This is a genomic window from Nocardia sp. NPDC005825, assembly GCF_040630175.1.
Lineage (GTDB): Bacteria > Actinomycetota > Actinomycetes > Mycobacteriales > Mycobacteriaceae > Nocardia.
The window spans coordinates 15664-28532 of the sequence record NZ_JBEXXC010000004.1; the positions used below are offsets into that span (position 1 = coordinate 15664).

Genomic DNA, 12869 nt, shown 5'->3' on the forward strand with positions numbered 1-12869 from the left:
CCGACACGCCGAGACCCTGCTCGGGGTGACCAGGACGGTGCGCTTACCGTTGTCACCGTGCTGGAACCGAACGGACCACTCCCACCGGAAATCTACTGGCGTCGACGCGCGGTCGCGATCGGCGCGATGGTGATCGGGCTCGCCCTGGTGCTCTGGGTGGGCTTCGCGCTGCTGAAGGGCGACGGCGACCACAAGTCCGACACCAAGGCCGCCGCGAGCTCCAGTGCGGCGACCAGCGGTAAGACCTCGGGCAGCGCCACGGGCACTCCGGACCCGAGCTCGGCCAAGCCGTCCGCCGCGTCGTCGAGCGGCGCGGCCCCGGCGGCGCAGGCCCAGTGCACCGATCAGTCGCTGGCCGTGAAGGTCACCGTCGGGCAGGCCAGCTACAAGGTCGGTGAGCAGCCGCAGTTCGGCATCGTCATCACCAATATCTCCAGCGGCGTCTGCGAACGCGACATGGGCTCCGGACTCCAGCTGGTCCAGGTGCAGTCCCTCGACGGCCAGCGCAAGCTGTGGTCCAGCACCGACTGTTACCCGGACGGCACCCCCGACATGCGCACCCTGGCCCCCGGCCAGCAGGCCGCCTTCACCGTCACCTGGTCGGGCGCCAGCTCACAGCCCGGCTGCGCGGGCGAGCGCCTGCAGGTTCCGGCCGGGCCGTACACCGTTGTGGCCCAGCTCGGTTCGGTCCGCAGTCAGCCGGAACCGTTCAATATCGCCTGACGCCCGCAGCACACCGAAGGCCGGGATCCGATCGACGGATCCCGGCCTTCGTCGTTTCCGGGGAATTCCGGTATTCACGAATCGAATTCCGCCCCCATTTCGAATTCGCGCTCCCGCTATTCGATTCCGGCGTTCACTCCGCCATTTCCATCGGCTCCTCCTGATCGCGCCGCCGCCGGCGCAGGCCGGTAACCGACAGTGCCGCACGGATATCGGCCACCTCGCGCAAGGTCATGGTGCGGCCGGTGCGGTCCACGCCCGGCGGGACCAGGGCCTCGGTGAAGCCCAGCCGCTCCGCCTCCGCCAGCCGACGGGTCAGCCCGGTCACCTGGCGCACCTCACCCGCCAGCCCGACCTCGCCCAAGACCACCATGCCGGTCGGCAGCGCCAGATCCTGGCTGGCGCTCGCGATGGCAAGCGCGACAGCCAGATCCGCCGCGGGCTCGGTGAGCCGCATACCGCCCACGGTGGCCGCGTAGACGTCCTGCTTGCCCACGTACACGCCCCCACGGCTCTGCAGGACCGCCAGGACCATGGAAACGCGGTTGTAGTCCAGCCCGCTCACCGCGCGCCGCGGAGCGGGCGCCTGGGTGTCCACGGTGAGGCCCTGCACCTCACCCAGCATGGGGCGCTTGCCGTCCATGGCGACCGTGACCGCGGTCCCGGGCACCGAATCGGTGCGGTGGTGCAGGAACAGCCCGGAAGGGTCGTCCACGCAACGGATTCCCGCTTCCACCATCTCGAAGCAGCCGACCTCGTCGGTGCTGCCGAAACGGTTCTTGATGCCGCGCACCATGCGCAGCGACGAATGCTTGTCCCCCTCGAACTGCAGCACCACGTCCACCAGGTGCTCCAGCGTGCGCGGACCGGCCACCGCGCCGTCCTTGGTGACATGCCCGACCAGCAGCACCGCGATCCCGGTCGCCTTGGCCAGCGAGGTGAGCGCCGCCGTCACCGACCGCACCTGGGTGACACCGCCGATCACGCCGTCCGCGTCGGCGGCCAGCATGGTCTGCACCGAGTCCACCACCAGCAGGCTGGGTTTCACCTGCTCCACGTGGCCCAGGATGGTCGCCAGATCGGATTCCGCGGCCAGGTACACCTTTTCGTGCACCGCGTCGGTCCGGTCCGCCCGCAGCCGGACCTGACCCGCCGACTCCTCGGCGGTCACGTACAGCGCGATCTCGTCACGCGCCCGCGCCCACCGGTGCGCCACCTCGAGCAGCAGCGTCGACTTGCCGACGCCCGGCTCCCCCGACAGCAGCACCACCGAACCGGGGATGATCCCGCCGCCCAGCACCCGGTCCAGCTCGGACACGCCCGTCGACCGCGACTGCGTCTTGTTCGAGTCGATGCTCGAGATCGGCGTGGCCGCCGTGCTCGGCAGCATGGCCCGCCGCCCCACCGCCATCGCGCCCGAGGACGCGGCCACCTCCTCGATGCTCCCCCACGCCCCGCAATCCGGGCAGCGCCCAACCCATTTGGCGACCTCGCACGTGCACTCCGCACACCGATACACCGATTTCACCTTGGCCACGCGGGCAGCCTAGCCAGGGCCCCCGACACACTCCGGCAACCACGCGCGCCGAAGTCCCCGCCGGGCCCGGACACGACGGTGCCCGCCCCGGAATCCGGGACGGGCACCGTCGGAGGTTCAGCGCGAGCTCAGTGCTCGCCGCCCTTCTTCTCCGCCTTGGCGGGCTCGGGGCGCGGGTTGTTCGGACCGGCGTCGACCGGGGTGTTGACGACGACGGTGCCACCCTCCTTGAAGTTGAAGGTGAGCGGGTAGGTCAGGCCCGGGTTGACGTCCTTGGCGAGACCGGTGACCTCGATCAGGATCGGCTTGGCGTTCGGGTCCGCGACCTTGTCGGAGGCGGGCTGGCCGGCGTTGTGCTCGTGCACGTCGGCCGCCTGGGCGGCGTCCTTGGCGGTCGGCTTGTCGGCGACCACGGCGCTGGACGGCTTGATCTCGATCTTGCCGTCGAGCTTGACCGTGCCCAGGCCCTCGGCGGTGATGCTGACCAGCTCGTCGGTCTTGCTGTCGCTCATGTTCACGGCGGTGAAGGCCAGCACGGCCTTGCCACCCTTGGTGTTGCCGGACTCCTCGCCCTGCGGCAGCAGGAAGCGCACGTCGCGCAGCGCGATGGACCCGACATTGGCGGTGCTGCCGTTGACGGCGGCGACCTGGGTGGCGGTCTGCGAGATCTGACCGGCGCCGCAACCCGACAGCGCGAGCACCGCACCCGCAGCGAGTGCAGCAACTGTCACGGCACGCCGCCGCGACTTCGACGCAGTGGTGGCTTTCAGGGCAGTCACGGTGTCCTCCATGTCGACCGGGCTCACTCCACTATGGAGAGTAGTAGTCAATGAGAGTAGTGCGTCGCTTCCCCCGTGCTACACGCGGGCGGTGTCGTGCGCGCGTCACGCGGTATCGGTTGCGAGCGTCGTGCGATATCGGTTCGAACGTCGGGCGGTATCGGGCGGACGCGTCACAGATCACACGGAGCGACCGGGTGGGATGTGTCAGGGGGCATGACAGAGATTCCGAGACGAGTTCTCGTGAGAGGCATTGCCGTTTATGCGAGGGTGCCCGGTCGCGTATGCGAACTACGCACTCGCATATGCGCGCGAACAGCGCGATGCGCTATCCCCTTATGCCACAACGGGATGCACACGATTCGTCATCTGTCAACCCCCGCCGCCGCTCCGTTGTGGCCCTGACCTGCGCCGTTGATCGCGCCGTTACCGAGTCGCATGTTAAACTGTGAACATCGAAAGGGGCACGGGACACATGATTTTTAAGGTCGGAGACACCGTCGTTTACCCCCACCACGGAGCGGCGCTGATCGAAGCTATCGAAACCCGCACCATCAAGGGTGTACAAAAGGAGTATCTGGTCCTGAAGGTCGCACAGGGCGACCTGACCGTTCGGGTTCCCGCAGAGAATGCGGAGTATGTCGGCGTCCGCGACGTCGTCGGCCAGGAGGGCTTGGACAAGGTCTTCCAGGTCCTGCGGGCTCCGCACACCGAAGAGCCGACCAACTGGTCCCGCCGCTACAAGGCCAACCTCGAGAAGCTCGCCTCCGGCGATGTGAACAAGGTGGCCGAGGTCGTTCGCGACCTGTGGCGTCGTGAGCAGGACCGCGGCCTGTCCGCCGGCGAGAAGCGGATGCTGGCCAAGGCCCGTCAGATCCTCGTCGGCGAGCTCGCGCTCGCGGAAGGCACCGACGACGTCAAGGCGGAGACCCTGCTCGACGAGGTTCTCGCAGCGGCCTCCTGACCGTGAAAACAACACCCGGCGACGACGTTCGCGTCGTCGCCCTGGTTCCTGCCGCCGGCATGGGCGTGCGTCTCGGTGAGAACAAGCCGAAGGCCTTCGTCCACGTCGGCGGCAGTCCCATGCTCACTCTCGCGGTCCAGGGGCTGATCGATTCCGGGTCGGTCGACGACGTTGTGGTTATGGTGCCCGCCGAACTCGTCGCACAGACCCGAGCCCTGCTGCCCGACTCCGGCGTCCCCGTGCACGTGGTCGCCGGTGGCGCCGAGCGGACCGATTCGGTGCGGGCCGGCCTCGCGGCCGCCCCCGATGCCACCCTGGTGCTGGTGCACGACGCTGCCCGGGCCCTGACTCCCCCGGCCCTGATCACCCGGGTCGTGGACGCGCTGCGCGCGGGTGCGCGGGCCGTGGTGCCCGCCCTGCCGGTGGCCGACACCATCAAATCCGTGGACGCCTCGGGCGCGGTGACCGGCACGCCGGACCGCTCCGAGCTGCGCGCCATCCAGACTCCGCAGGGCTTCGACGCCGAGCTGCTGCGCTCCGCCTACGCTGTGGGTACACAGGCGACCGATGACGCGGGGTTGGTGGAGATGCTGGGTGCGACCGTCGAGACGGTGCTCGGTGACGCCCTGGCCTTCAAGATCACTTCGCCCTTGGACCTGGTCCTGGCCAATACCCTGGCCGCCCGCCGTGATTCGCCCGACACCGCAGGTGGGCTGGACACGACACGCGCGGCGGTGATCGCGCCGTGACGGATCCGATGAGCCTGCGCACCGGCATCGGCAGCGATGTCCACCCCATCGAACCCGGCCGCCCCTGCTGGATGGCGGGCCTGCTGTTCGAGGGTGACAGCGGCTGCGAGGGTCACTCCGACGGCGATGTCGCCGCACACGCGCTCTGCGACGCCCTGCTCTCGGCCGCCGGACTCGGCGATGTCGGCGCGGTCTTCGGCACCGGCCGTCCCGAATGGGAGGGCGTGTCCGGCGCGGCCATGCTGAACGAAGTCCGGCGACTGCTCGACGAGGCCGGATTCTCGATTGTCAATGCGGCTGTACAGGTCATCGGAAATCGGCCCAAAATCGGTCCCCGGCGGGCCGAGGCGCAACAGGTGCTGGGTGAGATCCTGGGTGCGCCGATCTCGGTGTCGGGCACCACGACCGACGGTCTGGGCCTCACCGGCCGCGGCGAGGGCGTGGCCGCGGTGGCCACCGCCCTGCTGTGTTGCCGCGCCTGACGCACCCGTAATCCGCCCATTTCCCAACAGCTAGGATGCTCTGTCGTGACTCTGCGCCTTTTCGACACCGAGACGCGGACCCTGCGTGATTTCACGCCGCTGGTCCCCGGCAAAGCCTCGGTGTACCTGTGCGGCGCGACCGTTCAGGGGGAACCCCACATCGGGCACGTGCGCAGCGGCGTCGCCTTCGACGTGCTGCGACGGTGGCTGGCCGCCAACGGTTTCGACGTGGCCTTCATCCGCAATGTCACCGATATCGACGACAAGATCCTGACCAAGGCCGCCGAGCACGGCCGTCCCTGGTGGGAGTGGGCCGCCACCCACGAGCGCGCCTTCGACCGCGCCTACGAGACGCTCGGCGTGCTGCCGCCGTCCGCGGAGCCACGCGCGACCGGGCACATCACCCAGATGGTCGGGATGATGGAACGGCTCATCGAGCGCGGCCACGCCTATGCCTCCGACGGCAATGTCTATTTCGATGTGCTGAGCTTCCCGGATTACGGAAAGTTGTCCGGGCACAAGCTCGATGACGTGCATCAGGGTGAGAGCGCGGGCACCGGCAAGAAGGATCCGCGCGATTTCACGCTGTGGAAGGCCGCGAAACCCGGTGAGCCGAATTGGCCGTCGCCGTGGGGTCCCGGCCGGCCGGGCTGGCATTTGGAATGCTCCGCCATGGCCGAGTTCTATCTCGGTCCGGAATTCGATATTCATTGCGGTGGAATGGATCTGGTTTTCCCGCACCACGAGAACGAGATCGCGCAGTCACGCGCGGCCGGGGACGGATTCGCGCGCTACTGGCTGCACAACGGCTGGGTGACCATGGGCGGCGAGAAGATGTCCAAGTCGCTGGGCAATGTGCTGTCCATTCCGAATGTGCTGGAACGGGTCGGGGTGCGCGCGGTCGAATTGCGCTACTACCTCGGCAGCGTGGGCTACCGCTCGATGGTCGAATATTCCGATCAGGCGCTGACCGAGGCCGCCGCCGGATACCAGCGCCTGGAGGCGTTCGTGCTGCGGGTCGCCGAGCGCACCGGTGACGTGCCGGTCGGCACCTGGACCCCGGCCTTCGCCGAGGCGCTCGACGACGATCTCGGTGTTCCGCAGGCACTGGCCGCGATTCACGGCGTGGTGAGCGAGGGCAACAAGGCGCTCGACGCCGGCGACCTCTCGGGCGCGCGCATGCTCGCCGGTCAGGTCCGGGCCATGCTGGACATTCTCGGCGTGGACCCGCTGGACGCGCACTGGGCCGCGCCCGCCGACAACTCGAACGCCATCGCCGCGCTGGACGTGCTGATCGGCGCGGAACTGGACCGGCGGCAGCAGGCCCGCGCCGACAAGGATTGGGCCACCGCCGACGCGGTCCGCGACCGGCTACAGGCCGCGGGCGTCGAGGTCACCGACACGCCGCAGGGCGCGGAGTGGGCCTTGTCCAAGGACAAGAAGTAGCGGTTCCGAGCGGGAGCGGCGGTTCCCGGACGGTGTGGCGGAGCGCACCGAATTCGGGGCCGCTGCCCAGCGTAGGGCACAATTCTTAGCGACCCTCCGGCAATGCCAGTGCCCGGAGGAGGTTCGATATGGGCGCAGCCGCACGCTGCGCCGACCGGAGGCAGGTTTCCCGCAGGATCGAGAGTGAGCGGGTTCGTCCCGCGCCCGGCTCGAGGCGGTTTACCGCGTAATACGGAAGGCGAAGTGATGGCAGGCAATTCCCAGCGACGCGGGGCGACCCGGAAGACCGGAAGCAAGAAGGGGCAGACCGTCGGTTCCGGCGGGCAGCGCCGACGGGGGCTCGAGGGCAAGGGGGCGACACCCAAGGCCGAGGATCGGGTCTATCACGTCGCCGCCAAGCGGGCCAAGGCGAAGGCCAAGGCCGAGGCGACGGCCGCCACCACCCGGTCGCGCAATGCCTCCCGGCCGATCGCGGGTCGCAAGGACAATGAGGGTCCCGAGCTGGTGCTCGGCCGGAACCCGGTCGTGGAGTGCCTGCGCGCCGGCGTGCCCGCCACCGCCCTGTACGTCGCCAATGGCACCGAGAACGACGACCGGCTCTCCGAGGCGGTGAAGACGGCCGCCGAGATCGGCATCTCGATCCTGGAGGTGCCGCGCACCGACCTGGACAAGATGAGCCACAACGGCATGCACCAGGGCATGGCGCTGCAGGTGCCGCCGTACAAGTACGCGCACCCCGACGATCTGGTGGACCGGGTGCACAGCTCGGGCGAGCCGGCGCTGATCGTGGCGCTGGACAACATCACCGATCCGCGCAACCTGGGCGCGGTCATCCGGTCCGTGGCGGCGTTCGGCGGGCAGGGCGTGGTCATCCCGCAGCGGCGCAGCGCCAGCGTCACCGCGGTGGCGTGGCGCACGAGCGCCGGTGCGGCGGCGCGGCTTCCGGTCGCGCGGGCCACGAATCTGACTCGCACGCTGAAGGATTGGGCCAACAAGGGCTATCAGATCGTCGGGCTCGACGCGGGCGGCGACACCACCCTCGACGAATTCGACGGCAGCGCACCGACGGTCGTCGTGGTCGGCTCCGAGGGCAAGGGGCTCTCGCGGCTGGTGCGCGAGAACTGCGACTCGATCCTGAGCATTCCGATGGCGGGGCCGGTGGAGTCGCTGAACGCGTCGGTCGCGGCGGGTGTGGTGCTGGCCGAAGTGGCTCGCCAGCGCCGCTCCTGAAACCAAATCGGTCGCTCGACCATCACTGTCGGGCGTCCAGTTTCGCCTCGATAATCAAGTGGCCCAAGCGAACACCGCGCGTCCACCTGCCGCGCGGTGCCTTCCGCCCGTAAACTTTGGCGGGTGGTCTTCGATCAGCCGCCCCTCGGGTCCCCCGTCGAGCACGAGCACGCAACCGCCGTCCTGCTACTGGGCGCGCTCAGCGTGTTCTGCTGTGGCGCGCTGGGACCGATCGCGTGGGCCCTCGGCCGCCGCGCGCTCAACGACATCGAGGAGGGTGGGGGCCGCTTCGGCGGCCGGGTGCAGGTCCTGGTCGGCTACGTCCTCGGCGTCATCGGGACGTTCATGATGGTCGTGTTCGGCAGCATCTTCCTGATGATGGTGATCAGCGGACGGGCCTGATCATCAGTCCAGGCCCGGGCGCTGCTCGCCGCCGGTGATGCCGTCCCACGCGGGCCATTCCCCCGCGACGCTGCCGGTCCACTTCGGCGGGCGGCGGTCCTTCAGTGCCGCGACGCCTTCGCCGCCGTCCGTGCTCTTGGCGACGTAGTCGTTGAGCTCGGTTTCCAAGCGGCCCACGGTGTCCGGATCCATGGTGGGGGCCTCCCAGAGCAGGCGCTTGGACAGCGCCACCGGGAGCGGGGCCGAACCGTGGGCGATGTCGTGGGCCACCTCGAGGGCGGTGGGCAGGACCTCGGCGGCGTGCAGGCAGGAGTTGGCGATGCCGAGCGAGTACGCCTCGTCACCGTCGAAGGTGCGGCCGGTGAGCAGCAGGTCGGCGGCGCGGGCGCTGCCGATCAGGCGGGGCAGGGTCCAGTGCGCGAAGCCGTCGGCGAGCGCGCCGCGGCGGACCTGGTTGAGGGCGTACACGGCGTCGCGGGCCATGTAGCGCAGGTCGCACTGCAGCGCGATCTCCAGGCCGATGCCGACGGCGTGCCCGTTGACGGCGGCGATGACCGGTTTTCGGATCCGGAACGGCGCCGGGTCGATGAGGCCGTTGACCTCGCCGACCTTGAGTGACAGGTCCGCGCCCGCGCAGAACGCGGGCGCGGTGCCGGTGATGACGACCGCGCCGATGGCGTCGTCGTTGTCGCAGCGGCGCAGGGACGCACCGAGTTCCGACGCCATGGCCGGAGTCAGCGCGTTCTGCTGGGCGGGCCGGTTGAGCGTCAGGACCGCGACGCCCCCGGAGACGTCCACAAGCAATTCCGAACTCATGCGCTGCATATTAGGCCCTGCACCCGACTCCGGGCGGGTTCCCACAGTTCAGGCGCGGAGGATCTGCCGGCCGATGGCGTACTTGTGCACCTCGGTCGGGCCGTCGTAGAGGCGGAAGGCGCGCATGTCGCGGAAGATCATCTCGACCACGGTCTCGTCGGAGATGCCGATGCCGCCGAGCACCTGGACGCAGCGGTCGGCGACCTTGAACAGTTCCTCGGAGACGGAGGACTTGGCGATCGAGGACTCGTGGCGGGCCTTGTGGCCCTGATCCATCAGCCAGCAGACGTGCCAGATGGTGAGGCGGCACTGGTGCAGCGCGATCTCGTTGTCCGCCAGCATGAACGACACGCCTTGGTGCTCGCCGATCGGCTTGCCGAAGGCGGTGCGGGTCTTGGCGTAGTCGACCGCGATGGCCTGGGCGCGTTCGGCCGCGCCGAGCCAGCGCATGCAGTGGGTGAGGCGGGCGGGGGCCAGCCGCAGCTGGGCGTAGCGCAGCGCCTGGCCGGTCTCGCCGAGCACGGATTCCTTGGGCAGGACCAGGTTTTCGAAGTTCACCACCGCGTGGCCGCCGACGTAGTTGCGGTCCATGGTGTTCATGATCCGCTCGATCACGATGCCCTCGGTGTCACCGTCGCAGAGGAACAGGGTGGGGCCCTCGGGCAGGTGCGGGTTGGCGGCCAGGCGCGCCATGATGATCCAGGTCTTGGCGCCGTCGGCGCCGGTGATCAGCCATTTGCGGCCGTTGATGGTGAAGTTCTCGCCGTCGAAGACGGCCTCGGTGGCGAGCTGGTTGGGGTCGGAGCCCGCGCCGCCCGGCTCGGTCATGGCGAAGACGGAGCGCTGGTGGCCGTCGATCACCGGCTGCAGGAAGCGTTGCGTCTGTTCCGGATTCGCGATCTTGGACAGCATGAACATGTTGCCCTCGTCGGGAGCGGCGCAGTTCATGGCGACCGGGCCGAGGGTGGACCAGCCGGCGGCCTCGTACAGCACGGCCTGTTCGACGTGGGTCAGGCCGCGCCCGCCCAGCTCGACGGGGGCCTGGATGGTGAGCAGCTTCTCGGCGCGGGCCAGCTCCACCATTTCCTGGCGCAGTTCGTCGTTGGGGCCGTGCGCGGTCAGGCGCGGGTCGCGTTCGAAGGGCACGATCTTGTCGATGACGAACCGGCGAACGCGGTCGCGTTCGGCAGCGAGGTCGGCGGGAATCGAGAAGTCGATCATCGTGGTCACCATCCGTCAGGAGTCGCGGTCGAGCCGAGCATACGACGACCACCCCACCCGACTGAAGGCACCCGCCCTCAAACGAGGACGCGGCGCAGGAAATCCTCGACTTCGGCCCGGTAGGCGGCCGGTTGATCGTCGTGCACCAGGTGCCCGGCGTCCGCGATGACCACGTGCCGGGCGTCCGGATGCAGCGCGGCCATCTCCCGCATCTGCCCCGGCGGCGTGATGGTGTACTCGCCCTCGATCAGCAGCGCGGGCACCGTCACCGACTTCCACTGCGCCCAGAAGTCGCGAGTGCCCCACTCCTCGGAGATGTCCCGGAAGGTCGGCACCTCGCCGTGCAGGTGGTAGCCGTCGGGCTCGTGGCGGAACGAGTCCAGGAAATAGCGTCCGGCCACCGGCCCGAAGAACTCCAGCACCGCCGCCTCGGTCGCGAACGGGACCGGCCAGGCCTCGACCATGGCCGCCCAATCGGCCGCGGTGCGCCCCTGGAAGTCGGGGGCCATGTCCTCGACCACCAGCGCCCGGACCCGGTCCGGGTGGGCCGCGGTGAACATCCAGCCGTGCAGGCCGCCCATGGAGTGCCCGATCACGACCATCGGCTCGGTGATGCCCGCGGTGGCCGCCGCGAGATCGGCCACGAAGGCCTCGGTGGTGAGCTGCGCGGGCGGGGTCCGGCCGTGCCCGGCCGCGTCGAAGGTGTAGACGTGCCCGAACGCGCGCAACCAGTCGAGCTGCCGGTTCCAGGTGTACGCACTGCCCATCAGCCCGTGCAGCAACAGGATTGGGACCCCGGTCCCGCCCTCGTCGTGCAGTGGGCTCGCTTCGTCTTCCAACACGCCACCAATCTAGGGCGCGGGCGGCGTGGGCCGTTGCCGCCCCCGCCCGGCGGCGGCGTAGCCTCGGGCCCATGGCAGTCGTCAAGATCAACGCAATCGAGGTCCCCGAGGGCGCCGGCCCCGAGCTGGAGAAGCGTTTCGCGCACCGCGCGCACGCGGTCGAGAACTCGCCCGGGTTCCTGGGCTTCCAGCTGCTCCGCCCGGTCGCCGGCGACAACCGCTACTTCGTTGTCACGCAGTGGGATTCGGAGGAGTCCTTCGCGGCGTGGCGGGACGGCCCGGCGCGCGAGGCGCACGCGGGCGAGGCGCGCAAGCCCGTCTCGACCGGCGCGTCGCTGCTGGAGTTCGAGGTCGTCCTGGATGTGGCGGGCAAGAACGCCTGATCAGGCCCGGTAGGTGAGCCTGTGGAGCAGCCATTCCGCCGGACCGCGGCGGAAGCGGTAGCGCCACAGGGTCGCCACCACCAGTGAGCCGAGCGCCAGCAGGGCCAGCAGTTCCCAGCCCGGTCCGTGCACGCCGCCGGGCAGCGAGGTCGCGTCCCGATCCGGGACCGGCACCAGCACGCTGACCGAGACCACCTGCAGGATGTAGAGGCTCAGCGCGCAGGAGCCCGCGGCGATCAAGGGCCGCAACAGGATTCCGGTCCGCGGGACCAGCGCCATGAGCGCGCCGATCACCAGGATGGCGACGCCGGTCGCGCCGAACACCTCGAACGGGGTGCCGCTGTGCGGGGTCGCGACGGTCAGCCACCACGGGCTGGTCGTGGACACCGTGCCGAATCCGGCCGCGTCGATGACCTGGCCCGGATCGAAGTCGGTGATGCCCGCCTCCGACATGGTCCGGGTGAGCAGCTCGGCGAGATGCGCACGGCCACCGAACGGCTGCTGCGCCAGCCAGGAACCGCCGTAGCCGAGCAGGGTGAGCGCCGCGCCGACACCGATCACCGGTAGCGGACGCAGCGAGCGAATCCCCCAGCGGCCCAGGGCCATCCCGGCGAAGAGGAACGGCATCCAGATCAGGGCCGGGTAGGTGCCGGTGAGCGTCAGCATCTGGAACACCTGCCGCACCCCGGACCAGGAGGTCAGCATGCCGAAATCGGGATGGCCGCCGAAAGCGCTCTGCTCCAGCTGGTTTCGGATCGCGTACGACTCGAGCGGTCCCGCGATCGCCCAGATCGCCGCCAGCAGGGCCAGTCCCCGCGCGCTCAGCCACAGCGCGGGCAGCGCCAGCAGGAAGAACAGGCCGTAATAGGTCAGGATGAGCGCGATTCCGATGCCGGAATGCAGTTGTGCCAGTACCAGGCCCAGCAGCGCCACCAGGATCGCCCGGGCGGCGATGCGGACCACAGCGCGGCGCCCGGCCGGCCCGGAGGCGGGTTGCGCCCCGCCGGACATGAGGGCGAGGGACACGCCCGCGAGCACCGCGAACAGGGCCGCCGAACGCCCCTCGAAGACCGTCAGCCAGCCCGCGCCGGGACTCTCCCGCCGTGGTCCGACGTGGACCGCGAACATGCCGAGCACCGCGATCCCGCGGGCGGCGTCCAGCGCGAGTACGCGCGGCAGCGAATCGGCCGCATTCGATTCCCGCGCCGCGTCGACCGCGACCGGTGACTCCATCACCACTGCTCACCTCCAGATTTCGACCGGCAGTGAGGGCGAGGCTAATGGTGCGGCAACGC

Annotated in this window: 14 protein-coding genes; 8 read left to right on the forward strand and 6 right to left on the reverse strand. The window is 69.6% G+C overall.

Annotated features, from left to right (window positions below):
• Window positions 1-57: 57 nt before the first annotated feature.
• Window positions 58-723: a hypothetical protein gene (locus tag ABZ382_RS12300; RefSeq protein ID WP_357087410.1), complete on the forward strand. Its 666-nt coding sequence runs from the start codon at window positions 58-60 to the stop codon at window positions 721-723.
• A gap of 133 nt (window positions 724-856) precedes the next feature.
• Here the strand turns inward: ABZ382_RS12300 and radA are convergent, their stop codons facing one another.
• Window positions 857-2260 (reverse strand): DNA repair protein RadA, encoded by a 1404-nt coding sequence (gene radA, locus ABZ382_RS12305; protein ID WP_357087412.1) that lies wholly within the window; start codon window positions 2258-2260, stop codon window positions 857-859.
• Window positions 2261-2388: 128 nt separating this feature from the next.
• Window positions 2389-3039: a hypothetical protein gene (locus tag ABZ382_RS12310; protein ID WP_357087414.1), complete on the reverse strand. Its 651-nt coding sequence runs from the start codon at window positions 3037-3039 to the stop codon at window positions 2389-2391.
• A gap of 475 nt (window positions 3040-3514) precedes the next feature.
• On the opposite strand from ABZ382_RS12310, the gene carD reads away from it, so the two are divergent.
• The 6 genes from carD (at window position 3515) to ABZ382_RS12340 (ending at window position 8312) form a co-directional block, all read left to right on the forward strand.
• A complete protein-coding gene (gene carD / locus ABZ382_RS12315; RefSeq protein ID WP_025346809.1) occupies window positions 3515-4003 on the forward strand; it encodes an RNA polymerase-binding transcription factor CarD in 489 nt (162 codons plus the stop codon).
• Between the two features lie 2 nt (window positions 4004-4005).
• Entirely contained in the window at window positions 4006-4752 is a 747-nt protein-coding gene (gene ispD / locus ABZ382_RS12320; protein WP_357087417.1) for a 2-C-methyl-D-erythritol 4-phosphate cytidylyltransferase, read from the forward strand.
• 14 nt (window positions 4753-4766) lie between these two features.
• The gene (gene ispF / locus ABZ382_RS12325) at window positions 4767-5234 is read left to right on the forward strand and encodes a 2-C-methyl-D-erythritol 2,4-cyclodiphosphate synthase (RefSeq protein WP_357088704.1); all 468 of its coding nucleotides are present in this window, start codon (window positions 4767-4769) and stop codon (window positions 5232-5234) included.
• 45 nt (window positions 5235-5279) lie between these two features.
• Window positions 5280-6680 carry a cysteine--tRNA ligase gene (gene cysS, locus ABZ382_RS12330; RefSeq protein WP_357087418.1) on the forward strand — a complete coding sequence of 467 codons (1401 nt, stop codon included), beginning with the start codon at window positions 5280-5282 and terminating at the stop codon, window positions 6678-6680.
• A 246-nt stretch (window positions 6681-6926) separates the two neighbouring features.
• On the forward strand, window positions 6927-7910 hold the full coding sequence (gene rlmB / locus ABZ382_RS12335; RefSeq protein ID WP_357087420.1) for a 23S rRNA (guanosine(2251)-2'-O)-methyltransferase RlmB: 984 nt from the start codon (window positions 6927-6929) through the stop codon (window positions 7908-7910).
• Window positions 7911-8033: 123 nt separating this feature from the next.
• Window positions 8034-8312: a DUF4190 domain-containing protein gene (locus ABZ382_RS12340; RefSeq protein ID WP_357087423.1), complete on the forward strand. Its 279-nt coding sequence runs from the start codon at window positions 8034-8036 to the stop codon at window positions 8310-8312.
• 3 nt (window positions 8313-8315) lie between these two features.
• Here ABZ382_RS12340 and ABZ382_RS12345 read toward each other — a convergent pair whose 3' ends face one another.
• The 3 genes from ABZ382_RS12345 to ABZ382_RS12355 form a co-directional block, all read right to left on the reverse strand.
• Complete coding sequence (locus ABZ382_RS12345; protein ID WP_357087425.1) at window positions 8316-9128, reverse strand: enoyl-CoA hydratase/isomerase family protein; 813 nt, start codon at window positions 9126-9128, stop codon at window positions 8316-8318.
• A 48-nt stretch (window positions 9129-9176) separates the two neighbouring features.
• Window positions 9177-10349, reverse strand: a complete 1173-nt coding sequence (locus tag ABZ382_RS12350; protein ID WP_357087426.1) for an acyl-CoA dehydrogenase family protein — start codon at window positions 10347-10349, stop codon at window positions 9177-9179.
• A 77-nt stretch (window positions 10350-10426) separates the two neighbouring features.
• Window positions 10427-11191 carry an alpha/beta hydrolase gene (locus ABZ382_RS12355; protein ID WP_357087429.1) on the reverse strand — a complete coding sequence of 255 codons (765 nt, stop codon included), beginning with the start codon at window positions 11189-11191 and terminating at the stop codon, window positions 10427-10429.
• Window positions 11192-11262: 71 nt separating this feature from the next.
• Here ABZ382_RS12355 and mhuD point away from each other — a divergent pair, with 71 nt between their 5' ends.
• Complete coding sequence (gene mhuD / locus ABZ382_RS12360) at window positions 11263-11574, forward strand: mycobilin-forming heme oxygenase MhuD (protein WP_357087432.1); 312 nt, start codon at window positions 11263-11265, stop codon at window positions 11572-11574.
• Here the strand turns inward: mhuD and ABZ382_RS12365 are convergent, their stop codons facing one another.
• Entirely contained in the window at window positions 11575-12807 is a 1233-nt protein-coding gene (locus ABZ382_RS12365; protein WP_357087435.1) for a DUF418 domain-containing protein, read from the reverse strand. It lies immediately after the preceding gene.
• Between the last annotated feature and the right edge of the window lie 62 nt (window positions 12808-12869).

Bases quoted from the DNA above. Each gene is read 5' to 3' on its own strand.
- carD (WP_025346809.1), top strand. From the start codon at position 3,515: ATGATTTTTAAGGTCGGAGACACCGTCGTTTACCCCCACCACGGAGCG.
- mhuD (WP_357087432.1), top strand. From the start codon at position 11,263: ATGGCAGTCGTCAAGATCAACGCAATCGAGGTCCCCGAGGGCGCCGGC.
- ABZ382_RS12350 (WP_357087426.1), bottom strand. From the start codon at position 10,349: ATGATCGACTTCTCGATTCCCGCCGACCTCGCTGCCGAACGCGACCGC.
- ABZ382_RS12365 (WP_357087435.1), bottom strand. From the start codon at position 12,807: ATGGAGTCACCGGTCGCGGTCGACGCGGCGCGGGAATCGAATGCGGCC.
- ABZ382_RS12345 (WP_357087425.1), bottom strand. From the start codon at position 9,128: ATGAGTTCGGAATTGCTTGTGGACGTCTCCGGGGGCGTCGCGGTCCTG.
- rlmB (WP_357087420.1), top strand. From the start codon at position 6,927: ATGGCAGGCAATTCCCAGCGACGCGGGGCGACCCGGAAGACCGGAAGC.